The organism is Roseateles sp. GW821-FHT09G03 (genome assembly GCF_059416045.1).
In genome coordinates, this window is the sequence record NZ_JBWKOK010000005.1 from 331440 (window position 1) to 353832 (window position 22393).

The 22393-nt window shown below is 68.5% G+C and carries 22 protein-coding genes and 1 riboswitch; of the genes, 11 read left to right on the plus strand and 11 right to left on the minus strand.

Going from position 1 to position 22393, the window contains the following annotated elements:
- Positions 1–62 precede the first annotated feature (62 nt).
- Genes AC07OZ_RS20085 through fliE form a run of 6 tightly spaced genes read right to left on the minus strand, consistent with a single transcriptional unit; the run spans position 63 to position 5929 of the window.
- Positions 63–590, minus strand: coding sequence for a flagellar export protein FliJ (locus AC07OZ_RS20085; RefSeq protein WP_495468848.1), 528 nt, complete (start codon positions 588–590; stop codon positions 63–65).
- Positions 587–1918, minus strand: a complete 1332-nt coding sequence (gene fliI / locus AC07OZ_RS20090) for a flagellar protein export ATPase FliI (RefSeq protein WP_495468849.1) — start codon at positions 1916–1918, stop codon at positions 587–589. Before fliI ends, AC07OZ_RS20085 begins: the two co-directional genes overlap by 4 nt.
- Entirely contained in the window at positions 1918–2691 is a 774-nt protein-coding gene (gene fliH / locus AC07OZ_RS20095; RefSeq protein WP_495468850.1) for a flagellar assembly protein FliH, read from the minus strand. The genes fliI and fliH overlap by 1 nt, the downstream gene beginning before the upstream one ends.
- Complete coding sequence (locus AC07OZ_RS20100; RefSeq protein ID WP_495468851.1) at positions 2688–3725, minus strand: FliG C-terminal domain-containing protein; 1038 nt, start codon at positions 3723–3725, stop codon at positions 2688–2690. The genes fliH and AC07OZ_RS20100 overlap by 4 nt, the downstream gene beginning before the upstream one ends.
- Positions 3709–5574: a flagellar basal-body MS-ring/collar protein FliF gene (gene fliF, locus AC07OZ_RS20105; RefSeq protein WP_495468852.1), complete on the minus strand. Its 1866-nt coding sequence runs from the start codon at positions 5572–5574 to the stop codon at positions 3709–3711. Before fliF ends, AC07OZ_RS20100 begins: the two co-directional genes overlap by 17 nt.
- Positions 5575–5593: 19 nt before the next feature.
- Complete coding sequence (gene fliE, locus AC07OZ_RS20110; protein ID WP_495468853.1) at positions 5594–5929, minus strand: flagellar hook-basal body complex protein FliE; 336 nt, start codon at positions 5927–5929, stop codon at positions 5594–5596.
- Positions 5930–6483: 554 nt separating this feature from the next.
- A riboswitch (cyclic di-GMP riboswitch) is annotated at positions 6484–6599 on the minus strand.
- Positions 6600–7051: 452 nt separating this feature from the next.
- Here fliE and AC07OZ_RS20115 point away from each other — a divergent pair.
- From AC07OZ_RS20115 to AC07OZ_RS20145, 7 genes are read left to right on the plus strand one after another with little or no spacing between them, the layout of a single operon-like run.
- The gene (locus tag AC07OZ_RS20115; protein ID WP_495468854.1) at positions 7052–7930 is read left to right on the plus strand and encodes a FliM/FliN family flagellar motor switch protein; all 879 of its coding nucleotides are present in this window, start codon (positions 7052–7054) and stop codon (positions 7928–7930) included.
- Between the two features lie 6 nt (positions 7931–7936).
- Positions 7937–8278, plus strand: a complete 342-nt coding sequence (locus tag AC07OZ_RS20120) for a FliM/FliN family flagellar motor switch protein (protein ID WP_495468855.1) — start codon at positions 7937–7939, stop codon at positions 8276–8278.
- The gene (gene fliP / locus AC07OZ_RS20125) at positions 8275–9081 is read left to right on the plus strand and encodes a flagellar type III secretion system pore protein FliP (RefSeq protein WP_495468856.1); all 807 of its coding nucleotides are present in this window, start codon (positions 8275–8277) and stop codon (positions 9079–9081) included. The genes AC07OZ_RS20120 and fliP overlap by 4 nt, the downstream gene beginning before the upstream one ends.
- On the plus strand, positions 9078–9347 hold the full coding sequence (fliQ, locus tag AC07OZ_RS20130) for a flagellar biosynthesis protein FliQ (protein ID WP_495468857.1): 270 nt from the start codon (positions 9078–9080) through the stop codon (positions 9345–9347). The genes fliP and fliQ overlap by 4 nt, the downstream gene beginning before the upstream one ends.
- Before the next feature lie 47 nt (positions 9348–9394).
- Positions 9395–10195, plus strand: coding sequence for a flagellar biosynthetic protein FliR (locus tag AC07OZ_RS20135; protein ID WP_495468858.1), 801 nt, complete (start codon positions 9395–9397; stop codon positions 10193–10195).
- Positions 10188–11336, plus strand: coding sequence for a flagellar type III secretion system protein FlhB (gene flhB, locus AC07OZ_RS20140; protein ID WP_495468859.1), 1149 nt, complete (start codon positions 10188–10190; stop codon positions 11334–11336). The genes AC07OZ_RS20135 and flhB overlap by 8 nt, the downstream gene beginning before the upstream one ends.
- Entirely contained in the window at positions 11333–13474 is a 2142-nt protein-coding gene (locus AC07OZ_RS20145; RefSeq protein WP_495468860.1) for a flagellar biosynthesis protein FlhA, read from the plus strand. The genes flhB and AC07OZ_RS20145 overlap by 4 nt, the downstream gene beginning before the upstream one ends.
- A 40-nt stretch (positions 13475–13514) precedes the next feature.
- On the opposite strand, the gene AC07OZ_RS20150 is transcribed toward AC07OZ_RS20145, so the two are convergent.
- Entirely contained in the window at positions 13515–13718 is a 204-nt protein-coding gene (locus tag AC07OZ_RS20150; RefSeq protein ID WP_495468861.1) for a hypothetical protein, read from the minus strand.
- A 277-nt stretch (positions 13719–13995) separates the two neighbouring features.
- Between AC07OZ_RS20150 and AC07OZ_RS20155 the strand changes: the two genes are divergently transcribed.
- A complete protein-coding gene (locus AC07OZ_RS20155) occupies positions 13996–15570 on the plus strand; it encodes a DUF4832 domain-containing protein (protein WP_495468862.1) in 1575 nt (524 codons plus the stop codon).
- A 40-nt stretch (positions 15571–15610) separates the two neighbouring features.
- On the opposite strand, the gene AC07OZ_RS20160 is transcribed toward AC07OZ_RS20155, so the two are convergent.
- The 4 genes from AC07OZ_RS20160 to AC07OZ_RS20175 form a co-directional block, all read right to left on the minus strand.
- Positions 15611–16957, minus strand: a complete 1347-nt coding sequence (locus AC07OZ_RS20160; RefSeq protein ID WP_495468863.1) for a DUF6895 family protein — start codon at positions 16955–16957, stop codon at positions 15611–15613.
- A gap of 4 nt (positions 16958–16961) precedes the next feature.
- On the minus strand, positions 16962–17192 hold the full coding sequence (locus AC07OZ_RS20165; RefSeq protein ID WP_297531300.1) for a hypothetical protein: 231 nt from the start codon (positions 17190–17192) through the stop codon (positions 16962–16964).
- Between the two features lie 220 nt (positions 17193–17412).
- Positions 17413–17967 (minus strand): hypothetical protein, encoded by a 555-nt coding sequence (locus AC07OZ_RS20170; protein WP_495468864.1) that lies wholly within the window; start codon positions 17965–17967, stop codon positions 17413–17415.
- Positions 17960–18181, minus strand: coding sequence for a hypothetical protein (locus AC07OZ_RS20175; RefSeq protein ID WP_495468865.1), 222 nt, complete (start codon positions 18179–18181; stop codon positions 17960–17962). Before AC07OZ_RS20175 ends, AC07OZ_RS20170 begins: the two co-directional genes overlap by 8 nt.
- A 242-nt stretch (positions 18182–18423) precedes the next feature.
- Here AC07OZ_RS20175 and kdgD point away from each other — a divergent pair, with 242 nt between their 5' ends.
- The 3 genes from kdgD to AC07OZ_RS20190 all read left to right on the plus strand — a co-directional run bounded on the left by kdgD (position 18424) and on the right by AC07OZ_RS20190 (position 22305).
- Positions 18424–19338 carry a 5-dehydro-4-deoxyglucarate dehydratase gene (kdgD, locus tag AC07OZ_RS20180; RefSeq protein ID WP_495468866.1) on the plus strand — a complete coding sequence of 305 codons (915 nt, stop codon included), beginning with the start codon at positions 18424–18426 and terminating at the stop codon, positions 19336–19338.
- 85 nt (positions 19339–19423) lie between these two features.
- A complete protein-coding gene (locus tag AC07OZ_RS20185; protein ID WP_495468867.1) occupies positions 19424–20863 on the plus strand; it encodes an aldehyde dehydrogenase family protein in 1440 nt (479 codons plus the stop codon).
- A gap of 86 nt (positions 20864–20949) precedes the next feature.
- Positions 20950–22305 carry an MFS transporter gene (locus AC07OZ_RS20190; protein WP_495468868.1) on the plus strand — a complete coding sequence of 452 codons (1356 nt, stop codon included), beginning with the start codon at positions 20950–20952 and terminating at the stop codon, positions 22303–22305.
- The last annotated feature ends 88 nt before the right edge of the window (positions 22306–22393 follow it).

A 22393-nucleotide genomic window follows, 5' to 3' on the forward strand; every position in this document is an offset into this window, starting at 1 on the left:
CGGGGTTGAGACTTCCCTTGTGGTGGGCGACCGGCAACGGCCGGAACTTAAGGGGCGCGCGCTCAGCCACGATTCCCCCGATCGGTGATGCGGGTCATGGGACCGAAGCCGCCCAGGGAACCCAGACCGCCGAAGGCGCTCAGGCCGCCATAGGCGCTGTCGTTCTGGGCGCTCTGCGATGCGATCTCGTCCTGCCCCTTCTGGTCGCGGCGGGCCTGCTCGACGCGGACGCGCGCATCCGCGCGGTCCACCAGTTGACGCAGCGTCTCCTGCTTGCGGGCGGCGGCCAGCGTGTCGGCCTTGGCCAGTGCCAGCTCGGCCTCGCGGCGCGCCAGTTCGGCGCGCTGCTGGTCGGCCCAGCCGCGCATCGCCTGCTTGTAGGCGGCGCTGTTCTGCGCCAGGCCGGGCAAGGCGACGCCGCTCAGCGTGGCCTGCGCGCCGAGCGCGTCCAGCCGGTCGACCGTGCCCTGCACGCGCTGGCACAGCTGCTGCTGGGCGACCAGCTTCGCCTGCTGGCGGTCGAGCTGGAGCTGTTGCAGCTCGGCCAGTTTGCCGAGGCTGCGACGCAGCGAATCCTGGCTGCCGCTCATGCGAGCACCTCCGTCAGTTGGGCTTGTGTCGAAACCAGCGGCGCGCCCTCGTGGGTGCCCTGGTGGAGGAAGGCTTCGATGCGCGGCCACAGCGCGACGGCGCGGTCGGTGGCCGGATCGGCGCCGGGCACGTAGGCGCCCAGCGGCATCAGTTCGCGGACCTGCTCGAAGCGGGCCATCAGCTGCTTGATCTCGCGCGCGGCCTGCTGCTGGCCGCGGTCGGCGACCAGCGCCATGCAGCGGCTGATCGACTGCGCGACGTCGATCGCGGGGTAGTGCCCGCGCTCGGCCAGCGCGCGCGTCAGCACGATGTGGCCGTCCAGGATCGCGCGGGCCGTGTCGACGACCGGATCCTGCTGGTCGTCGCCTTCGGCGAGGACCGTGTAGATCGCGCTCATGCTGCCGTCGCCCTCGCCGTTGCCGGCGCTCTCGACGAGTTCCGGCAGCAGGCTGAAGACCGAGGGCGGATAACCGCGCGTGGCCGGCGGCTCGCCGAGCGCAAGCGCGACCTCGCGCCGCGCCATCGCGTAACGCGTCAGCGAATCGACCAGCAGCAGCACGTGCTGGCCCTGGTCGCGGTAGTGGGCGGCGATGCTGTGGCACAGCTCGGTGGCGCGCAGGCGCATCAGCGGCGACTCGTCCGCCGGCGCCACGACGACGACCGCGCGCGCCAGGCCTTCGGCGCCCAGCGACAGATCGATGAACTCGCGCACCTCACGGCCGCGTTCGCCGATCAGGCCCACGACGACCACGTCGGCGACCGTGTTACGCGTGATCAGGCCGAGCAGCACGCTCTTGCCGACGCCGGAGCCGGCCATCAGCCCGACGCGCTGACCGCGGCCCAGCGTGAGCAGGCCATTGATGGCGCGCACGCCGACATCGAGCGGCTCGTGCACCGGCTTCTTGCGCAGCGGATTGACCTTGGGCGGCACCATCTGCAGCGGCAGGTCGCCGCCGAGGCGGCCGCGGCCGTCGATCGGCTCGCCCAGGCCGTTGACGATGCGGCCCAGCCACTGCGGCCCGATCATCAGCGACGAGCGCTCCGGCGCCGGCAGCACGCGGGCGCCAGCAGCCAGGCCGTCAGGTTTCTTGAACGGCATCAGGTAGGCGACCTGGTCGCGGAATCCGACGACCTGCGCCGCCAGCCAGCCGTCGGGCGAGCCCTCGCTCGCACCTTCGAGCCGTTGCTCGATCAGGCAGCGCTGACCGGTGCGCAGCGTGCAGCCGCTCGCCTCGAGCAGCAGACCCGAGGCGCCGACCAGGCGGCCGGTCGGGGTCGACACCGGCACGTCGCCGAGCTCGACGCGGCGCAGCGCGTTGCTGATCATCAGACGCCCTCCCCGGTCGTGTCGAGCGCATCGAGCGCGCCGGCCGCGGTGGGCGAGTACGGTTGCGCCTGCGCCGCATCACCGCCACCGTGGCCATCGATCGTGGTCTCAGGCATCAACTGACCGCGGACCTGATCCATGCAGGCGGCCAGCCGCTGGCGGCAGCCGGCATCGGCTTCGCGGCCGCCGGCGATGACGCGGCATTCGCCCGGGTCCAGGGAGGCGTCGGCGTGCAGCGTCCATTCGTGCACGCGCTCGGGACCGAGCTCCAGCAGGCGCTGGCGATCCTCGGGATTCAGGAAGACCTCGACGCCATCGCGCGCCGGCGGCATCGCCGACAGCGTCTCGTCGACCAGCGCCATCAGCTGCGTCGGGCGCAGCGTCAGTTCGGCGCGGATGACCTGGCGCGCGACGCGCTCGACCAGCTCGACGACCTCGCGCCGCATCGCGGACTGGTAGTCCTGCTGCAGCTGGCAGAGATGCGTGAGCAAGGTGTCGACCGCGGCCACGGGGCTGACCAGCAGCGCCCGCGCATCCTCGCGGCCGGCCGCCAGCCCTTGCGCGTGACCGGCGACCTCGGCGGCGCTGCGCGCCTCGTCGGTGCCGGTCTGCAGGCCGCTCGCGTACCCTTCCTCATAGCCCTTGGCCAGGCCTTCCTGGAAGCCCTGCGCGAGGCTGGCCTGCAGCTGCGCGCCGGACTGCCCGTCGAGCAGCGAGGACGCGCGGCCGACCTGGGCCAGCGGCGGGAAGCGATGCGGGCGCAGCGTCTTCATTCGACGACGTCCTCGGCGAACAGCTGGACCTGGATCTCGCCCGCGTCCACCAGCGCCTTGACCTGCGCCATGATCTCGGCGCGCGCCTGCTCGACGCGGCTCATCGGCATCGGGCCGCCGCGGCGCATCAGGTCCTCGAAGCTCTGCGCCTGGCGGCGCGGCATCGCGGCCAGCAGCGCGTCGCGCACCGGCGGCTCGGCGCCCTTGAGCGCGACCGCCCACAGTTCCAGCGGCACTTCCTCGATGAGGCGCGTCAGCGTGGCTTCGCTCTGGCGCGAGAGCATGAAGAACTCGTACATCGAGGACTCGATCTCGCCGACCACGCCCGGGTCGTGCGCGCGCAGCAGCTCGACCATCTGCTGGCGCTGGCCGGGCATGCGGTTGAGGATCTCGGCGACCTGCTTGACGCCCTCGACGGTCGCGCCCTGCTGGCCGAGGCCGGAGAGGCAGCGCTCGACGAGTTCCTCGAGCTCCACCAGCAGCTCGGCATCGACCTCCGACAGGCGCGCCATCTGCAGCAGCACGCGGTCGCGGCCGCCGGCCGGCCCCTCGGGCAGCGCGGCGACGACATCGCCGGCCAGCGCGCTCGGCAGGAAGGCCAGGAAGACCGCCTGCATGCGCTGGTGCTCATGGCTGATCTGCTCGGCCAGCCACTTCGGCGAGGCCCATTGCAGGCGCTGCATCTTGGGACGGATCGCGTCGCCGTAGATGCTGTTGAGCACGCTGGACGCGATCTGGCCGCCGAGCGCCAGGTCCAGCGAGCGCTTCAGGTAGGTGCGCGACGCGCCGTGCACGCCGCTCTGCTCGCGGTAGTCGTCGAAGAAGGTCTGCAGCGAGGTGCGCACCCAGTCGACCTTGATGCCCGACAGCCGCGACATCACCTGCGTGACGTCCAGCAGCTCGTCGCGCGACAGGCAGCGCAGCACGGCGGCCGCGGGCTCCTCGCCCATGCTCAGCAGCACGATGGCGGCACGCTCGACCGGGCTCAGCGACGAAGCGCTGCCGGGCGGAATGAAATCACTCGCTTCGGCCATTTTTCTTCTGCACCCATTGCTTGACGACTTCCGCCACCCGCTCCGGCTCCTTGGCCGCGAGCACCTTCAGGTGGTCCACCAGCACGTCCACCGGGGATCCCGGCGGCGGCAGTTCGTAGTTCTCGAGGAGCGGCGTGACGGCCGATCCGGATTGCGCGGCGCCGACCAGCGCACCGATCGGTCCGCCCAGCGCCGGAGCGCCGTCGCCCGACGGCGTCACCGGCTGCGCGCCGTTGCCCATGGCGCCGGACAGCGGCTCCAGCGGCGTGATCTCGGGGCCGTTGCGGCGATCGGCGCGATCGTCGTTGCGACCCTCGCCGCGCTTGTCCTTCTGGCGCGCGCCGCCCATGCCCAGCGCGTGCTGACCCATGCGCAGCAGCGGACGCGCCAGCAGCAGGTAGCCGAGCAATGCGGCCAGCGCATACGCGCCCCAGCCGCCGAACTCGACGATCGTGTCGCGCTGCTGGTACCAGGGCTCGATGACCGGTGGCGCCGGGAAGGCGAGCGTGGAGACGCTCAGCTTGTCGCCGCGCTGCGTGTCGATGCCCAGGCCGCCGCCCAGCAACTTCTCGACCTTCTGCAGGTCGGCCGGCGTCCAGTCCTTCGCGCCGCCGGGCGCGGCAGCGGTGTTCAGCAGCACGGCCACGCTCAGGCGCTCCAGCCGCCCGCGGCTCTTCTTCACCTGCGTGATCGAGCGGTCGTAGGCGTACTGGCGCGTGGAGGCGTTCTTGCGGGCGGTGTTGCTGTTGGCGTTCGCGGCATTCGCGGCGTTGGGGTCCTCGCCCTGCGCCGCGGACGCGGCGGCGGCCGCCAGCGCGGCCGGCGGGCGGTTGCTCAGCGAGCCCGGCACGCCCAGCGCGATGCGCTCGCGATCCTGCTCCTCGCGCATCGCCTCGTTGGTCAGCTTGGGCGAGTCGCCGTACTGCTCGCGGGTTTCCTGGACGCGGTCGTTGTTGACGTCGGCGGTGACGCTCAGGCGATAGTTCTGCTCGCCCAGCACCGGCGCCAGCAGCTCGTGCACGTTGCGGCGGATGTCGTCCTGGATGCGGCGCTGCGCCTCGTTGCCCTGCGCGCCGCCGTCGAAGCCCTCGCTCATGTCGACGCGCGCCGACAGCAGGTTGCCCTGCTGGTCGACCAGGCTGACCCGCGACGGATCGAGGTTGGCCACCGAGCCCGCCACCAGGTTGATCGCCGCGGCGATCTGCTCATGGTTGAGCGAACGGCCCGGCTTGAGCGTCAACACGACCGAGGCCGAGCTCTTCTGCCCGTCGTTCAGCACGAAGGAGCTGCTCTTCGCGACGGACAGGTGCACGCGCGCGCCCTCGACGGCATCGAGCGCCATCATGCTTTGCGCGAGCTCGCCCTCGAGGCCGCGGCGGAAGCGGATGTCCTGCACGAACTGGCTCACGCCGAGCGGGTCGTTCTGGTCCATCAGCTCCAGGCCGGCCGGCAGCTTGGCCACGACGCCCTTCGCGGCGAGCAGCATGCGCGCGCGACCCAGGTCCGAGTCGGGCACCAGGACCTGGCCGCTCTCGGGATGCAGGCGGTAGGCGATGTGTTCGGCGTCGAGCACCGACAGCACGTCGGCGGTCGGCACGTGCTCGCGCTGACCGAAGACCGGCTTGTAGCCGGCCTGGTCGCGCCACAGCAGCATCAGCACCAACGCGGTGACGACGGCGGCGAGGATCAGCAGCGGCGCCGCCGAGCGGAGCAACGGCACGCCGGCACCGGCGGAGGGCGTCGCCCGGTTGAGGCCACCCAGCACCTGGCCGAGGCGGCGGCGCCAGGCCGGCGCGCCGCTGTCACCGGTGTTGCCGGTGGCGTTCTGAAGGGTCTGCAGCTCGTTCATCGTGGTCGTCCCGCAGGCCTCAGAGCTGCATCTTGATCAGCTCGTCCACGGCGCCGGCAACCTTGTTCCGGACCTGCATCAGCATCGAGAACGACAGGCTGGCTTCCTGGCTGGCGAGCATCGCGCCGACGAGGTCGTCGCTCTCGCCGCGCTCGACCGCCTCCATGCGGGCGGCGGCGTCCTGGTCGCGGTCGTCCACGCGCCGCAGCATCTGCTCGAAACCCATCGACGAGAGGTTATCGCCCGCGCCTTGTGAAAGCGCTTGCGCGTCCTGCTGCAGCCGCACGCTGTCCTGTTTCAGCAGGGATTCCATCGTCGATTGACCGATGGCGGCATTGAGCATCACAGCCGACATACCTTTGCTCCGGGCAATGAGGGACCTGACCACGCCGGACGGCGCGGGTTTTCCCGTGACCATTCATTCACCTCATCCGCCCATTCCCTCAGGTTAATGGCGCGGTTTCGGCGGCTATATCTTTCAATCTCCAGGCCGGAGATTCATGACGGATGGAATGTCGCCGTTCTTTTTGTCACCGCGTTGGCGGCACGTATTTTTGTCGCGACATTTCCTCGCTATTTACAGACAGTTTCAATCTCCACAATTCAGACGAAGAAACCCCCTCGCGCCAAACTGGCTGCGATATCGGTTTTCGAGAATCTGGGGAATATCCGGAACCCATGCGGCGGCGCGACCGCATTCGGGCTCGGCGACACCGCGGACTTGCGTCCGGCGGCACCGTCGCGGGCCGGGTCAGGGAATGAAAGGATGTCTGTGAATGGCCATGTCCGTCCTTCTCTCTGCAAGACGGGCGCACCTCGGCGAGGGGCAGGCAGGGTCACAACAGGCCCGGATGAGGCCTGGCAGGCGAGCGCCTTTGAACCACGCGTCACGCGGCTCGCAGACTCAGGTCTGGCAACCCCGCTATCGTGATCCGGCGCCTGGCTGAAAGGGTTTCAGCTGGCGCCCGACGGTAGACCGGAGGCTTTGCGACCCCGGCTTTCGCTCGGGTGTGCCCTGATGTGTCCGGACTGTAGCCACTGTGAGCGTGCGCAACAAGAACCCTTTTTGCGCCGCACCAAAACAGCGTACGCCGGTGTGACGGATGTCACGACTTGGCGTCGATATCCCCATGACGGTGATCCGCTACTCGCGCATTTGCCTTGAATTAAGTCGGTTTTGTTTCGGGATTGATAAATGTGAAAAAACGAACCACCCCACGCTCGTCGGGGTATTTAGCGACCGACCCAGGACAGCACTTAAGCGGGCAGATTCTGCGATGTGCGATACGCAGCCGGTGGTTTGTGATTTATTCCCCGCATGTGCCGAACCAGCAGTTCCAATGCTGGCCGAAATCAGCATCGATTCCTAGAATTCGCTGGTTATGGCGTGAAACGTATTTGCCGTGCGACGGTTACCCAGACGTTGTCGCATGACAGTTTTTTCGAAACGCCTCCCCCTTCATATCTGGAACCACGGATGAACCAGCCACTCTCCGCTCCGCCGCATCGGCCCGCCGCGCTCGACCCGCGCAGCCTGGGCCGCCCGGTGCACCTGCTGCCGCAGGTGGCGCAGCGTCTGCGCGAGGCGCTGCAGCGCCAGCTCGTCCTGCCGTGGAACCGCCGGTATCACAGCCGCCATGAACTGCACGCGCTGACGCTGCGGCCACTGGACGGCGCCCGCCAGGACGCAGGTGAGTCGCGCTGGCTGCGCGCCACGGGGCCGTCGGGCCTGCTGGCCTGCCGCATCGACCGGCCGCTGGTGCTGGCGCTGATGGCCAAGCGCCTCGGCCTGGGCGAGGACACCGCGCTGGCCACCGCCGACACGCCGCCCACCGCGACCGAGGACCGCCTGCTGCACCTGCTCGCCGGCCAGTTCGCCGGGCTGTGCGTGAAGTGGCTGGAGCAGGCCTCCCGGCCCGATGGCGATGCGACGCAAGACCTGACCCTCGCGAGCGATCTGCCGCCGCTGCAGGGCGGCGCCCTGCCCGCCTTCGGCCCTGACGGCTGGGAGCTGGTCGCCGCGCTGCGCGACGGCGAGCAGGAAGCCACGATCTCGCTGGCCCTGGCCGGCGCCTACCTGCTGCCGCTGCTGCGACAGCTGTCCGCGCAGCACCGGCCGTCGCGGCCGGCGGCGCAGCAGCAGCCGCTGGACCGCCGCCTGGCGCTGACGCTGCAGGCCCGCCTGCTGGAGCGCGAGCTGGACCTCGGCACCGTGCTGGACCTGCGCCCGGGCGCGCTGATCCCGATCCGGCTGACCGACGCGACCGTGATGGTGGAAGGCTCTGCGCTGATGAGCGCGGCCGTCGCCGAACACCAGGGCAAGTTGTGCCTGACCTCTTTCCAAGACCTGGAGTGATTGATGATGAGCGATACCGATCTGATCGCCGGCCTGCTCGACGAACCGATGGCGGAAGACGCCCAGGTCGTCGAGCACCGACCGGCCGGCCGCGACCTGCCCGCGCTGATGCGCAAGATCCCGGTGACGCTGACGCTGGAGGTCGGTGAGGCGCGCCTGTCGCTGCACGACCTGGCGCAGCTGCAGGCCGACAGCGTCGTCGAGCTGGACACGCTGGCCGGCGCGCCGCTGGTGATCAAGGTGAACGGCACGGCGATCGGCCATGCCGAAGTCGTCGTCAGCGGCGACAGCCACGCGCTGCGCGTGCTCGACATCGACGGGCTGGACCTGGACCGGCTGGGTTCATGAGGACTGGGGACGCGATCGATCGCGGCGCTCCACGGACGGGGGGAGCGCGTCGCCCGTGGGCGCCCCGGCTCGCCGCGCTGGGCGGCCTGCTGGCGCTCGCGTCGATCGCGGCCGACCCGGCGATGGCGGCGATCCGCATCGCGGGCGCCGGCGCGGGCGGCGGCGACTTCACGCTGAAGACGCAGGTGCTGGTCATCATGACCCTGCTCGGGCTGCTGCCCGTGCTGGTGCTGATGATGACGAGCTTCACCCGCTTCGTGATCGTGCTGTCGCTGCTGCGCCAGGCGCTGGGTCTGCAGCAGGGCTTGCCGAACCGGCTGGTGACGGGCATCGCGCTGATCCTGACGATCCTGGTGATGCGCCCCATCGGCACGCAGATCTACGAGCAGGCGATGCTGCCCTACGACAGCGACAAGATCACGCTGATGCAGGCGCTGGCGATCGCGGAGAAGCCGATCTCGCGCTTCATGCTGGCGCAGACCGGCAAGAGCGCGCTGGCGCAGATCGCGCAGCTGGCCGGCGAGACCAACGTGGCCAAGCCTGAGGACCACAGCTTCCCGGTGAAGCTCGCGGCCTTCACGCTGTCCGAGCTGAAGACTGCGTTCCAGATCGGCTGCATGCTGTTCATCCCCTTCCTGGTGATCGACCTGGTGGTGTCCTCGGTGCTGATGGCGATGGGCATGATGATGCTGTCGCCGCTGGTGATCTCGCTGCCGCTCAAGCTGCTGCTGTTCGTGCTGGTGGACGGCTGGACGCTGACGGTGAACACGCTGGTGTCCAGCGTGCGCGGAGTCGCGGGATGACGCCCGAGATCGCCGCCGACCTGATCGGCGAGAGCCTGCACCTGACGATGCTGCTGGTGCTGGTGCTTATCCTACCGGGGCTGGTGATGGGCCTGATCGTGGCCCTGTTCCAGGCCGCGACGCAGATCAACGAGCAGACGCTGGCCTTCCTGCCGCGGCTGCTGGTGACGCTGCTGGTGCTGGGCGTGGCGGGCCGCTGGATGGTGGGCCTGCTGATGGACTACTGCGTCTCGATCTTCGAGCGCGCGGCGCAGCTGGCCTCGTAGCCGACTCGTCGCTCGACTTGTAGCCCGACTCGCAGGGAAAGCGCCCCATGGAGATCGACTTCAGCCAGCTCACCGCCTGGCTCAGCGCGCTGTGGTGGCCCTTCTGCCGCATCCTGGCGATGCTGGTCGCCGCGCCGACGATGGGCGACGCCGGCATGCCGATGTCCGCGCGCGTGCTGCTGTCGCTGGTGCTGGCGGTGGTCATGATGCCGATCGCGCAGTCGACCGCCGTGCACATCCCGGTCTTCTCGATGCAGGGCGTGCTGGCCGCGGCCGAGCAGGCCGTCCTCGGCCTGGCCATGGGCCTCACCTTCCACCTGGCGATCGCCGTGATCGGGGTGCTGGGCTTCCTGCTGTCGTCGCAGCTGGGCCTGGCGATGGCGGTAATGAACGATCCGATCAACGGCAGCTCGTCGGACGTCGTCGGCGCGCTGCTCAACATCCTGTGCGTGCTGGCCTTCTTCGGCATGGACGGCCACCTGCTGTTCACCGCGGTGCTGGGCGAGAGCTTCCGCGCCTGGCCGCTGGGCGCGGGACTCGCGCTGCTGACGCTGCAGAACCTGGCCTACAACCTCGCGTGGGTGTTCTCGGCGGCGCTGCTGCTGGCGCTGCCGGTGGTGGCGGCGACGCTGGTCGTGCAGCTGGGCATGGGCTTCCTGAACCGCGTGGCGCCGGCGCTGAACCTGTTCTCGCTGGGCTACTCGCTGGTCACGCTGTTCGGGCTGTTCATGCTCACGCAGATGCTGGCGCACGTGCCGGCGCATTACCTGCGCATGACGCAGCAGTTGCTGCGGATGCTGGAACAAGGCATGCGCGGCGTGCCCGGCGTCGGAGGCGTTCATGGCTGAATCCGACACCGCCGACAAGACCGAGAAGGCCTCCGAGCAGAAGCTGCGCAAGGCGCGCGAGCAGGGCCAGGTCGCGCGCAGCAAGGACATCGGCGCGGCCATCGGTCTGCTGGCCGGATTGAAGCTGCTGATGATGATCGCGCCGTCCTACCTCGAGGACTTCGCGCGGCTGTTCCGGCTGGCGCTCGCGCCGCTGGACGGCAACGACGCGCTGCAAGGGCTGGACGCGCTCTGGGGCGAAGCGGCGCATGAGTCACTGTGGCTGCTCGCCAAGATGCTGATGCCGCTGCTCGCGCTCCCCGCCGCGGTCATCCTCGCGACGCAGCTCGGCGGGGGCCTCGTGTTCTCGCCATCCCAATGGGCGCCGAAATTCTCGAAGCTGAATCCGCTGGGCAACCTCGGCCGGCTCTTCAGCGCCAAGCATTACACCGAGCTTGCCGCCACGCTGATGAAGACCGGCGGCGTGCTGGCCATGCTGTACTGGGTGACCACCGCCTACGCGGCGCAGTACGTGCAGCTGCAGGCGCTGAGCCTGCCGCTGGCGCTGGCGCGCGCGGCCTCGCTGGTGATGGACGGCCTGCTGACGCTCGCGGCGGTGCTCGCGTTCTATGCGCTCGTCGACGTGCCCTTGCAGCGGCTGCTGTTCCTGCGCAACCAGCGCATGAGCAAGCAGGAGGTCAAGGACGAATACAAGCAGAACGAAGGCCGGCCCGAAGTGCGCCAGCGCATCCGGCAACTGCAGCAGCAGCTGGCGCGGCGCAGCGTGCGCAAGTCCGTGCCCGAGGCCGACGTCGTCATCGTCAACCCGTCGCACTACGCCGTCGCGCTGCGCTACGACAGCACGAAGGCCGAGGCGCCCTACGTCGTCGCCAAGGGCGTCGACGAGATGGCGCTCTACATCCGCTCGCTCGCGCGCGAGCACCGCGTGCAGCTGCTGGAGCTGCCGCCGCTGGCGCGCGCGCTCTACAACAGCTCGCAGGTGCAGCAGCAGATTCCCGCGTCGCTGTACCAGGCGGTCGCGCACGTGCTCAGCTACGTGATGCAGCTGAAGGCCTTCCACGCGGGCCGCCGCCCGACCGAACCGAGCCTGGCGCCCGACCTGCCGGTGCCGCGCCACCTCTCCGATCCGGAGTCCGAATGAAGTCCTCCCCGCCCTCCTCGTCTTCCTCCGCGACCGCCGCCGCCAGCCGTTTCGGCCGCGTCGGCCAGCAGCTGCGCGACCTCCGCGTGGCGGCACCGCTGTTCCTGCTGGCCATCCTGGCGATGGTGATCCTGCCGCTGCCGCCGGTGCTGCTGGACGTGCTGTTCACGTTCAACATCGTGCTGTCGCTGGTGGTGATCCTGGTCAGCGTGAACAGCAAGCGGCCGCTGGACTTCTCGATCTTCCCGAGCGTGATCCTGGCGACGACGCTGATGCGGCTGTCGATGAACGTCGCCTCGACACGCGTCGTGCTGCTGCACGGCCACGAGGGCACGCACGCGGCGGGCAAGGTGATCGAGGCCTTCGGCAACGTCGTCATCGGCGGCAACTTCATCGTCGGCCTGGTGGTGTTCGTGATCCTGATGGTGGTGAACTTCATCGTCGTCACCAAGGGCGCGGAGCGGATCTCGGAGGTCTCGGCGCGCTTCACGCTGGACGCGCTGCCCGGCAAGCAGATGGCGATCGATGCCGACCTCAACGCCGGGCTGATCAACCAGGAGCAGGCGCAGAAGCGGCGGCAGGAGGTCGGCACGGAGGCGGACTTCTACGGCGCGATGGACGGCGCGAGCAAGTTCGTGCGCGGCGACGCGATCGCCTCGATCCTGATCCTGTTGATCAACCTGGTGGGCGGCGTCGCGATCGGCGCGCTGATGCACGGGCTGTCGCTGGGCGAGGCGATCCGCCAGTACGGCCTGCTGACGATCGGCGACGGCCTGGTCGCGCAGATCCCGGCGCTGCTGCTGTCGGCGGCGGCCGCGATCATCGTGACGCGGGTCAGCGACTCAGGCGAGTTCGAGCAGCAGGTCAGCGAGCAGATGCTGGCCTCGCCGCAGGTGCTGTACAGCGCGGCCGGCGTGATGGGCGTGTTGGCGCTGATCCCGGGCATGCCGTGGCTGGCCTTCGGCGCGTTCACGGTGGCGCTGGCGTATGCGGGCTGGCGGATGGGGGACCGGTCGCGAGACCGCATCCAGCCGGCGGCGCCGGTGGAGAGCGCACTGGTTGCCGGAGCGCCACCGGAGATCGACTGGCGCGCGCTGCCCGTGGTGGAGGCGGTGTCGGTGAGCCTGGGCTACAAGCTGGTCGGGCTGATCGATCCGGCGCAGGGCGCGCCGCTGCAGGCGCGGGTGCGCGGGATGCGGCAGTCGCTGAGCGAGTCGCTGGGCGTGCTGCTGCCGACGCTGTCGGTGCGGGACGACCTGTCGCTGAAGCCGAGCCAGTACGCGATCTCTCTGAGCGGCGCGGTGGTGGCACAGGCGGAGGTCTATCCGGACCGGCTGATGGCGATCGCCTCGGGCCAGGTGTGGGGCGACCTGGACGGCATCCCCGGGTTCGATCCGGCGTATGCGATGCCGGTCACGTGGATCGAGGCGGAGCACAAGGCGCATGCGCTGGGCCTCGGTTACCAGGTCGTCGATGTGGCGAGCGTCGTCGCGACGCACGTCTCGAAGGTGCTGCGCGAGCAGTTGCCGGAGCTCTTGAAGTTCGACGACATCGCGGCGCTGATGGAGCGCCTGAACGCGATCGCCCCGAAGCTCGGCGGTGCGTTGGACAAGGCGTACACGCATGCGCAGCTGCTGAAGGTGATGCGGCTGCTGCTGGCCGAGAACGTGGCGGTGAAGGACATCCAGAGCATCGCGTCGACGCTGGTCGAGAACGCGGAGGCGACGAAGGATCCGGTGCTGCTGGCGGCGGAGGTGCGCTGCGCGCTGAAGCGGCAGATCGTGTCGCAGCTGCAGGGACCGCAGGGCGCGCTGAGCGCGCTGAAGGTCTTCAACCTCGGCAGCGATCTGGAGAACCACCTGCTGAATGCGCTGAACCAAGCGCGCGCGGGCGGCGCGAAGGTGCAGCTGGACAGCTATCCGGTGGACCCGCAGCTGCTGTCGCAGCTGCAGCAGCACATGCCGGGCGCGCGGGACCAGATGAAGTCGCTGGGCGCGCCACCGGCGCTGCTCGTCATGCCGCAGGTGCGGCCGCTGCTGGCGCGATACGCCCGGCTCTTCGCGCCCGGGTTGGCTGTGCTCTCGTACAACGAGGTGCCGGATCAGAAGGAGATTGCGGTGGTGGGGACGTTGGGGTGAGTGCCAGACGCCCCTGCGTCTGCCGATGATCTCCGAGTCATCAGGTCTTTCCGGACGGGTGATCCTTACCCACTGCGGCCACCTTCTCGCGCTCAATCTTGTCCAGCATCTTCCGGAACTTGTCCTCGATCTCCGGATCGATATCACCGAATTCGCGGAATCCGTGTTTTGCCGCAGACAGTCGCAGTGCCTCCTCGGTCGACATGGGTCGGCACACACGTGCAGCAATCTCCCAGGGTTTCATGGCATCACCTCAATCAACGAAGCAGAAAGTCTGCGGCGGCCGGTTCTGCCCAGAATTGAACGAACGCGTTTTGACGCGCGTCCTTTGACCAAACACAGATGACAACCCACCTTCGGGTGTGTCGCGACTGGCTCGCTTTACACGAGCTTTCGCCCCTTGAAACCTCGAAAGAGTTTTTCCAAACACCGCCCGCGATGCACTCTGTTGCGCCCGGTTGCGGAGATCGCGGCTTCGGCAGAAATACATTGGCAACAAACCAGCCAATGAGCCCGCATCCATGAAGAAGCAACGCCTCCTCCGCCGTCCGTTCCTGGGCATGAGTCCGATCGCCGCGGCGATCTCGATGGCGATCCTCACGGCCTGCGGCGGCGGATCGGGATCGAGCGAGGCCTCGCCGCCGCCGGTGGCAAGCACTCCGCCACCCACTGGTGCCAGCTCGCCGACGGCGCCGACTACGCCAACGACGCCGGAGACACCGACGACCACGCCGACACCGACGCCGGTGCCGCCCGCCGGCACCGACGATCCCCAGGCGGTCGCCACCTTCACCGCGACCGACGCCGAGCTCCCCAACCCCGAGCGCGGCTTCTACCGCTGGACCTGGGCCAACCTCGACACCTTTACCCGCGCCGACGCCGATGACGCCTACAAGGCCGGCTACCGCCTGCTGTTCTCCAAGCTGGATCTGTCGGCCTATCGCGGTTCAGACCTGACCCCGGCACTGCTCGCGCAGGTCGAGACCGCCTTCGACCACGCGCGCGCCGCCGGCGTGAAGCTCGTGATCCGTGTCGTCTACAACTATCCCGAATCCGAGGTCGACTACCAGAACGCCAAGGACGCGCCGCTGTCCCGCGTGCTCGCGCACATCACGCAGTTCAAGCCGGTGCTTCAGCGCAACGCGGACGTCATCGCGTTCATGCAGGCAGGCTTCATCGGCGCGTGGGGGGAGTGGCACACCTCCTCCAACAACCTGACCGCGGCGGCCAGCCGCAACCAGATCCGCGATGCGTTGCTCGCCGCACTGCCGGCGAGCCGGTTCATCCAGCTGCGGTATCCGCCGTATGTGATGGACGGCACGCCGACACTGCCAAGCTTGAGCGCGGTGCTGACCGGCAGCCTGCGCGTCGGGGTGCACAACGACTGCTTCCTCGCCAGCAAGACGGATGTCGGCACGTACGACGACAACACGACCACCGCGACGAAGCAGCGTGACTACGTCGATCGGCTGGGGGATCTGGCGCCCTTCGGCGGCGAGACCTGCAACCCGGCCGACGAAGCCGGCGCGGTGCCTCGCAGCCAGTGCGCCGACATCCTCGCCGAAGGCGCCCGCTACAACCTGACCTACCTCAACGACGAGTACTACCGCACCGCCTTCCACGACAAGTGGGTGCAAGGCGGCTGCATGGCCGAAGTGCGCCGGAAGATGGGCTATCGGCTGGCGCTGGTGAAGGCGTCGCACGCGGCGTCGGTGACGCGGGGTCAGCCCTTGACGCTGAAGCTGGATCTTCGCAACGACGGCTGGGCGCGCGTGTTCAATCCGCGCGGTGTGCAGCTGGTGCTCAAGCACGCGACGAGCGGCGCGGTGCGTCGCATCGATGCCTCCGGCGCGGACCCGCGCACGTGGCTGCCCAGTGGCGTCGACCAGACGGCGACACTTGCCGCTTCCGTGCCGGCGGATCTGCCGGCCGGTCGCTATCAGGTGAGCGTGGCCTTGCCCGACGGCGATGCCCGTCTGGCCACCGACGCGCGATTCTCGATCCGCTGGGCCAATGCGGATAACGCCGCGTCGGAACAGCGATGGGACACCACGTTGGGGGCGTTCTCGCTCGGCACCGTGGTCGACGTGAAGTGACGAGATCTTGTTGACTGCCTGGGCCGCTGGCCCTCAGCCATCAGCGTGAGGCCATCGCCTCCGCGTGCAGCCGGCCGATCGCCATCACCCGCTGCAGACGCTTCAAGGCCTGATGCGCCGACGGCCCGTCGCTGTCGTCGTGTTCAAGCGTCGCCGCCAAGGCGTCGCGCAATCGCGCGATATCGTTCGCCGCCGCAGCCCGGCGGAACCAGACGCTGAAGCACAGTGACGACAACGCCTCGCGCTCGCGCTCCTCGAGCGCCACGAAGTCCCGCTGCCAGCGAGGCACGAGCGGTCTGGCCGGCAGACTGTCGAGCAGGTCATCGCCCGAGCGATGGCCCGCCTGCCGCGACTGCGCCGCCAGCATCAGCTCCAGGGGCAATTCCATGCTCGACTGCAGCGCGACCGCGCACAAGATGCCCATCACGAGATTGGCGTGATACGACGTGCGCATCACCACGTCCTCATGCGCGAGGCCGTGTGCGGGCTGTTCCGTCCAACGCGCGTAGTCCGGACCCGGCAGGAACGCATGCTCGTCCTGCGCCCCCACCAACACGTCGAAAGCGAAGATCGCCACGGGACTCCAAGGCTCTCGCAGCATCGGCCAAGTCCACAGCAGTTCCGCGGCGAGGTCGAAGTTGTCCGCATCGAGCGCCGCGGCCAGGCCCGCCTCCGCTTCGGCCAGGATCTCCGCGACGGGTCGCGGCAGGTGCACCGGTCGACGCCCCATGTCGGAGGCGTACATCACCACGTGCGTGAACATGTAGAGGTCCAGCGTCGAGCACGCCAGCACGTCGAGCGGCCAGGCGATGCAGGTGCTCATCAGCAGTTCCTCGTCGATGGGCTCGACGTCGACGCGGCCGCGCCGGATCTGGTCGAGCCACGCGCATTCGAGCTGGTGATTCGGCAGCCGTTCCGGCCCGCTGGCCTCGTTGCCATCGAGGATCTCGCCGAGCAGCCGATCGAACGCCTGGTCCGGATACCCCGCGTCGCCGAGGAACAGATGTGCCGACGCGTGCTCGAGCGCGCAACCCGCGTCGTTGCAGAGGCGCTCCCGCACCCTTTCGCCTCGCGCCTGCGCCACGAGCTGCACCGCGAGCAGACGCGCCTCGACATCGAGCGTCTCGTCCTCCCCGCGCAAGGGCGCCGTCGTGCGCAGCAGCATCGCGGCCTCGCCGACGACCTTGCCCAGCACGAGCGCGGCCGGACGATCCGGACCGCCCTTCGCGAAGACCTCCTCCTCCGCGGCCGCGGCCGCCTTCAAGGTTCTCCGGGCCAGGCGCACCGCGAGGTGCACGCGGCCCAGCAGGTCGTCCCGACGCCGGGTCGCGACCGACCGCCTGCCAACCATCGGCCGGACCCTGGGCATCGACACGACCGCGCTCATGTCGTCACTCGCGCAGTTGGGCGCCGTTGCGCAGGATGTCCAGCTCCGGCCCCGGCCAACCGCAGTTCCAAATGGCGTGGCGGTTGATGATGGTCACCAGCGGCTCGCCCTGCAGCAGGGCGCGTTCGCCGAACTTGGCGAAGGTCGCGCCGACCGCATCGATGTTGATGGCCTTGCTCTCGACGAGCGCTTCGATGACTTGCTGCTGGAACGCAGTTCTCGCTTCGGATCTCATGGCTGACTCCTTAGGGGGATTCGCGTCGGAGATGAAGCGGACTGCCCTACCCCGCGATCGCCTACCGGTTGTAGATGTCGCTCCCGCGATGAACTACCCCTAGGTCGATCGGTTCCTACTTCAAGGGGAGGGATCCCTCTTTGAGGGGAGAACCACCATTTGGAGGGGCATACGCGGAGAGCTTTTCCCACGGCAAGAACATCAATCCCATGGTGCTTCTTCAACGCCCGTTGAAAGGGGCTTCGGAAGTGTCGGCAAGCGCACGCCGCAGTGCCTCGTATCCCTCCAGACATGACTTTCCGTTCTCGGATGCAGCGACGACGGCTCGTGCGCGCAGGTGTCGAACGCGCCGGTCGATCTCCTTCAACAGCGCTTCGGGAGCCACCACCCTCTGCTGGTTGTCCGCGAAGGCTTCAACGGCACACAAGCCTTTGACGCGCGCCAGCGGGATCAACGGAAGGATGCGTTCCGGACATTTCCCCATCGCGAGTTCGAGCATCGCTGCATTCCCCTGAGTCGCACTGGCGTTGGTGCTGTCCAGCAATCTGACGGTGAGCCGCAACGCATCGGGATCGCAGCGCACCACGAGGTCTCGCAGACGTGGAATCGTCTTCTCGAACTGATCGTCGAGATAGCGATTGACGACGTCGGCATCGGTCCGCTCGAGACGCGCATTCAAATCGCGAATCAAGGCGTCCATGGCGAATGCGCAAATCGAAGCGCCCAACATCCAGACGCAGGCAATGAGTTTGCAAGCGGCGCGCACGCTAATCATGGATGCCCTCGCGCAAGCAACGCCCTGCCAAGTCATGGTTTTCGATGGAGAAGGGGAACTTCTTGAATCGCGCTGAGGGTGGGCGACCCGGGTTCAGCAGCACCCGGCACGACCGGCCGACCACGAAGACCGCGACGGCCCAGCCGCTCATCAACACCACATCGAAGAGGCTCGCGACCAGGAGAGTGATGACGGTGAGCGGCGAGAGTTTCATGACTGATTCTCTCCAGCGCGGCATGGGCGGCGCCAGTGATTCGACTGTCGGATACGAACGCGGTTCGCCCGCGTCGCGCCTTTCCACCGCGCGATCCACGATTAGGTGATTACCCGCAGTTGTACGACATCCCTCTTGAACCGGGATGCCCCGCTCGCTACCATCCGCTCACGCTGGTACCGGTACCAATCCAGGTGCGATGAAGGGTCCAGCGCTGTTGTAGCCACGGAGACAAGCCCCTCATGACCTCGCCCCAAGCCCTCAAAGAGACGATTTCCCACGGCCTGCTGTCGTTCCCGCTGACCGACTTCGACGCCCAGCTGAACTTCGCGCCCAAGCCCTACGCCGAGCGCCTCGAATGGCTGATGCCCTACGGCGCCACCGCCCTGTTCGCCGCCGGCGGCACCGGCGAGTTCTTCTCGCTCGATCCCAAGGAATACAGCGACGTCATCCGCGTCGCCGTCGAGACCTGCAAGGGCCGCATGCCCATCATCGCGGGCGCCGGCGGCCCCACCCGCGTCGCCATCCAGTACGCGCAGGAGGCCGAGCGCCTCGGCGCCCAGGGCATCCTGCTGCTGCCCCACTACCTCACCGAAGCGTCGCAGGAGGGCCTCGTCGCCCACGTGCAGGCCGTGTGCCGCAGCGTCAAGTTCGGCGTGATCGTCTACAACCGCGGCGCGTGCCGCCTGACGCCCGAATCGCTGCTCAAGCTGGCCGATACCTGCCCCAACCTGATCGGTTTCAAGGACGGCTTCGGCGACATCGAATCCTTCGTCTCCATCCGCCAGACGCTCGGCGACCGCTTCAGCTACCTGGGCGGCCTGCCCACCGCCGAAGTCTTCGCCGGCGCCTACCGCGCCATGGGCTGCCCGGTGTACTCGTCGGCCGTCTTCAACTTCATCCCGAAGACCGCCATCGACTTCTACAACGCCCATGCCGCCGGCGACACCGCCACGACGGACCGCCTGATCAAGGAGTTCTTCCTGCCCTACATCGCCCTGCGCAACAAGGGCCACGGCTATGCGGTCTCCATCGTCAAGGCCGGCGCGACCCTCGTCGGCCACACCGCCGGTCCGGTGCGTCCGCCGCTGTCGGACCTCAAGCCCGCCGAAGTCGACGAGCTGGGCGCGCTGATCTCCAAGCTGGGTCCGCAGTAACGCCCCAGCGGCACGCGCCGATCGTCACGACGGCGCGCGCCACGGATCGACGAGAGAAGAGCAGTCCAAGAAAGAGCAGTCCGCCATGTTCAAGAACCTCATCAACGGCGAGTGGGTCGACGGCCCCCGCGCTTCCCGCAACATCAACCCGAGCGACACGCGCGACGTGGTCGGCGAATACGCCCAGGCCGACGTGACGCAGACCCGCGCCGCGATCGCCGCCGCGCGCAACGCCTTCGGCAAGTGGAGCCTGGCCACGCCGCAGCAGCGCTTCGACGTGCTCGATGCCGCCGGCGCCGAGATCCTCGCGCGCCGCGCCGAGCTCGGCGACCTCCTCGCCCGCGAGGAAGGCAAGACGCTGCCCGAAGCCATCGGCGAAGTCGTGCGCGCCGGCAACATCTTCAAGTTCTTCGCCGGCGAGGCGCTGCGCGTCGGCGGCGAGGTCGTGCCCTCCGTGCGCCCCGGCGTCGGCGTCGAGGTGACGCGCGAACCCATCGGTGTCGTCGGCCTCATCACGCCGTGGAACTTCCCGATCGCGATCCCCGCGTGGAAGATCGCGCCCGCCCTCGCCTTCGGCAACAGCGTCGTGCTCAAGCCGGCCGACCTGGTGCCGGGCTCCGCCTGGGCCATCGCCGACATCCTCAAGCGCGCGGGCCTGCCCGACGGCGTCTTCAACCTCGTCATGGGCCGCGGCTCCGAGGTCGGCGCCGAGCTGCTGGAGAACACGGGTGTCGACGCCATCAGCTTCACCGGCAGCGTGGCCACCGGCCAGCGCGTCGCGGCGGCCTGCGTCGCGCGCGGTGCGAAGTTCCAGCTGGAGATGGGCGGCAAGAACCCGTTCGTCGTGCTGGACGACGCGGACCTCGACGTCGCCGTCGCGGCCGCGATCAACAGCGGTTTCTTCTCGACCGGACAGCGCTGCACGGCGTCCTCGCGCCTGATCGTGACCGAAGGCATCCACGACCGCTTCGTCGCCGCGATGGTCGAGCGCATGAAGACGCTGAAGGTCGACGACGCCCGCAAGGCCGGCACCGACATCGGCCCGGTCGTGGACGAGCGCCAGCTCGCGCAGGACCTCGAGTACATCGCCATCGCCAAGGCCGAAGGCGCGACGCTCGCCGCCGGCGGCGAAGCGCTGGCCAGCAGCAGCGCGGGCGCGCCCGGCTTCTACCTGACGCCGGCGTTGTTCACCGAGACCGCACCGGCCATGCGCATCAACCGCGAAGAAGTCTTCGGCCCGGTGGTCAGCGTGATCAAGGCGAAGAACTACGACGAAGCGCTGCACCTGGCCAACGACACGCCGTTCGGCCTCGCCACCGGCATCGCGACGACCTCGCTGAAGCATGCGACGCACTTCAAGCGCCACGCGCAGGCCGGCATGGTGATGGTCAACCTGCCGACGGCAGGCGTCGACTATCACGTGCCCTTCGGCGGTCGCAAATCGTCGAGCTACGGTCCGCGCGAACAAGGTCGCTACGCCGCCGAGTTCTACACGACGGTGAAGACGGCCTACACCCAGGCCTGAGCGACCGCCTGATTCCGAGCCCGCTCACGGGCCATTCCGACTGGCAAGCCGGCGCAGACCGGCCCTCGATACGATCCGGAGACAACATGCAGTTATCCCTCTCCTCCTCGGCCACGAGCGGCATCGGCCGCGCGCGCTTCGGCGTGCTGGCGATGATCTTCGCCGTGACCGTCCTGAACTACGCGGACCGCGCCACCGTCGGCGTCGCCGGCCCCGTCCTGTCCAAGGAACTGGGCATCGACGCGATCCAGATGGGCTTCATCTTCTCGGCCTTCAGCTGGTCCTACGTGCTGGGCCAGTTGCCCGGCGGCTGGCTGCTCGACAAGTTCGGCGCCAAGCAGGTCTACGCCTGGAGCATCCTGCTCTGGTCCCTGTTCACCATGCTGCAGGGCAGCGTGCACCACATGGGCATGGATGCCATGCTCTTCGGCCTGCCGCTGGCGGTGGCGTCGCTGTTCCTGATGCGCCTGATGGTCGGCCTAGCCGAGGCGCCCTCCTTCCCCGCCAACGGCCGCATGGTCGCCGCCTGGTTCCCGGTGAAGGAACGCGGCACGGCGTCGGCGATCTTCAACTCCGCGCAGTACTTCGCCACCGTGCTGTTCGCGCCCATCATGGCGTGGATCGTGCACGCGGTCGGCTGGTCCGAGGTCTTCTACTTCATGGGCGCGCTGGGCATCGTGATGAGCGTCGTGTGGATGCGCACCATGCACAACAGCCCGGCCGACCACCCCACCATCTCGGCCGCGGAGCGCGAGCACATCGAGTCCGGCGGCGCGCTGCTGTCCGGCGGCGGCCAGGCGAAGGAAGCGTCGGGCCCCAAGCTCGGCTACCTGAAGCAGCTGCTGGGCAATCGCATGCTGATGGGCGTCTACATCGCGCAGTACTGCGTGAACGTGCTGACCTATTTCTTCCTGACCTGGTTCCCGATCTACCTGGTCAAGGAGCGCGGCATGTCGCTGCTCAACGCCGGCATCGTCGCGGCGCTGCCCGCGATCTGCGGTTTCGCCGGCGGCGTGCTGGGCGGCGTGATCTCGGACTGGCTGCTGCGCCGCGGCCACTCGCTCACCTTCGCCCGCAAGGTGCCGATCGTGGTCGGCATGCTGCTGTCGACCTCGATGATCGCGTGCAACTACGTAGGCATCGAAGCCGTGGTCGTCGGCATCATGGCGCTGGCCTTCTTCGGCAAGGGCCTGGGCGCGCTGGGCTGGGCGGTGGTGTCGGACACCTCGCCTAAGGAGATCGCCGGCCTGTCGGGCGCGCTGTTCAACACCTTCGGCAACGTCGCCGGCATCGTGACGCCGATCGTGATCGGCTACATCGTGCAGACGACGAAGTCGTTCAACGGCGCGCTGGTCTTCGTCGGCGCGCATGCGCTGATCGCGGTGGCGAGCTACCTGCTCATCGTCGGCGAGATCAAGCGCGTCGAACTGAAGCCCGCCTGAACGACTGAACGCGTGGGCGCTGCGAACGGCGCCCGCGCCCTTCCCCGTCTTTCCCTGTTTCCCCAGGTTGAACCGACCCAGGACACGA

Excerpts from the sequence above, each read along its gene's own strand:
- AC07OZ_RS20085 (WP_495468848.1), bottom strand. The coding sequence starts at position 590 with ATGAGCGGCAGCCAGGATTCGCTGCGTCGCAGCCTCGGCAAACTGGCC.
- fliI (WP_495468849.1), bottom strand. The coding sequence starts at position 1,918 with ATGATCAGCAACGCGCTGCGCCGCGTCGAGCTCGGCGACGTGCCGGTG.
- fliH (WP_495468850.1), bottom strand. The coding sequence starts at position 2,691 with ATGAAGACGCTGCGCCCGCATCGCTTCCCGCCGCTGGCCCAGGTCGGC.
- AC07OZ_RS20100 (WP_495468851.1), bottom strand. The coding sequence starts at position 3,725 with ATGGCCGAAGCGAGTGATTTCATTCCGCCCGGCAGCGCTTCGTCGCTG.
- fliF (WP_495468852.1), bottom strand. The coding sequence starts at position 5,574 with ATGAACGAGCTGCAGACCCTTCAGAACGCCACCGGCAACACCGGTGAC.
- fliE (WP_495468853.1), bottom strand. The coding sequence starts at position 5,929 with ATGTCGGCTGTGATGCTCAATGCCGCCATCGGTCAATCGACGATGGAA.
- AC07OZ_RS20115 (WP_495468854.1), top strand. The coding sequence starts at position 7,052 with ATGAACCAGCCACTCTCCGCTCCGCCGCATCGGCCCGCCGCGCTCGAC.
- AC07OZ_RS20120 (WP_495468855.1), top strand. The coding sequence starts at position 7,937 with ATGAGCGATACCGATCTGATCGCCGGCCTGCTCGACGAACCGATGGCG.
- fliP (WP_495468856.1), top strand. The coding sequence starts at position 8,275 with ATGAGGACTGGGGACGCGATCGATCGCGGCGCTCCACGGACGGGGGGA.
- fliQ (WP_495468857.1), top strand. The coding sequence starts at position 9,078 with ATGACGCCCGAGATCGCCGCCGACCTGATCGGCGAGAGCCTGCACCTG.
- AC07OZ_RS20135 (WP_495468858.1), top strand. The coding sequence starts at position 9,395 with ATGGAGATCGACTTCAGCCAGCTCACCGCCTGGCTCAGCGCGCTGTGG.
- flhB (WP_495468859.1), top strand. The coding sequence starts at position 10,188 with ATGGCTGAATCCGACACCGCCGACAAGACCGAGAAGGCCTCCGAGCAG.
- AC07OZ_RS20145 (WP_495468860.1), top strand. The coding sequence starts at position 11,333 with ATGAAGTCCTCCCCGCCCTCCTCGTCTTCCTCCGCGACCGCCGCCGCC.
- AC07OZ_RS20150 (WP_495468861.1), bottom strand. The coding sequence starts at position 13,718 with ATGAAACCCTGGGAGATTGCTGCACGTGTGTGCCGACCCATGTCGACC.
- AC07OZ_RS20155 (WP_495468862.1), top strand. The coding sequence starts at position 13,996 with ATGAAGAAGCAACGCCTCCTCCGCCGTCCGTTCCTGGGCATGAGTCCG.
- AC07OZ_RS20160 (WP_495468863.1), bottom strand. The coding sequence starts at position 16,957 with ATGAGCGCGGTCGTGTCGATGCCCAGGGTCCGGCCGATGGTTGGCAGG.
- AC07OZ_RS20165 (WP_297531300.1), bottom strand. The coding sequence starts at position 17,192 with ATGAGATCCGAAGCGAGAACTGCGTTCCAGCAGCAAGTCATCGAAGCG.
- AC07OZ_RS20170 (WP_495468864.1), bottom strand. The coding sequence starts at position 17,967 with ATGATTAGCGTGCGCGCCGCTTGCAAACTCATTGCCTGCGTCTGGATG.
- AC07OZ_RS20175 (WP_495468865.1), bottom strand. The coding sequence starts at position 18,181 with ATGAAACTCTCGCCGCTCACCGTCATCACTCTCCTGGTCGCGAGCCTC.
- kdgD (WP_495468866.1), top strand. The coding sequence starts at position 18,424 with ATGACCTCGCCCCAAGCCCTCAAAGAGACGATTTCCCACGGCCTGCTG.
- AC07OZ_RS20185 (WP_495468867.1), top strand. The coding sequence starts at position 19,424 with ATGTTCAAGAACCTCATCAACGGCGAGTGGGTCGACGGCCCCCGCGCT.
- AC07OZ_RS20190 (WP_495468868.1), top strand. The coding sequence starts at position 20,950 with ATGCAGTTATCCCTCTCCTCCTCGGCCACGAGCGGCATCGGCCGCGCG.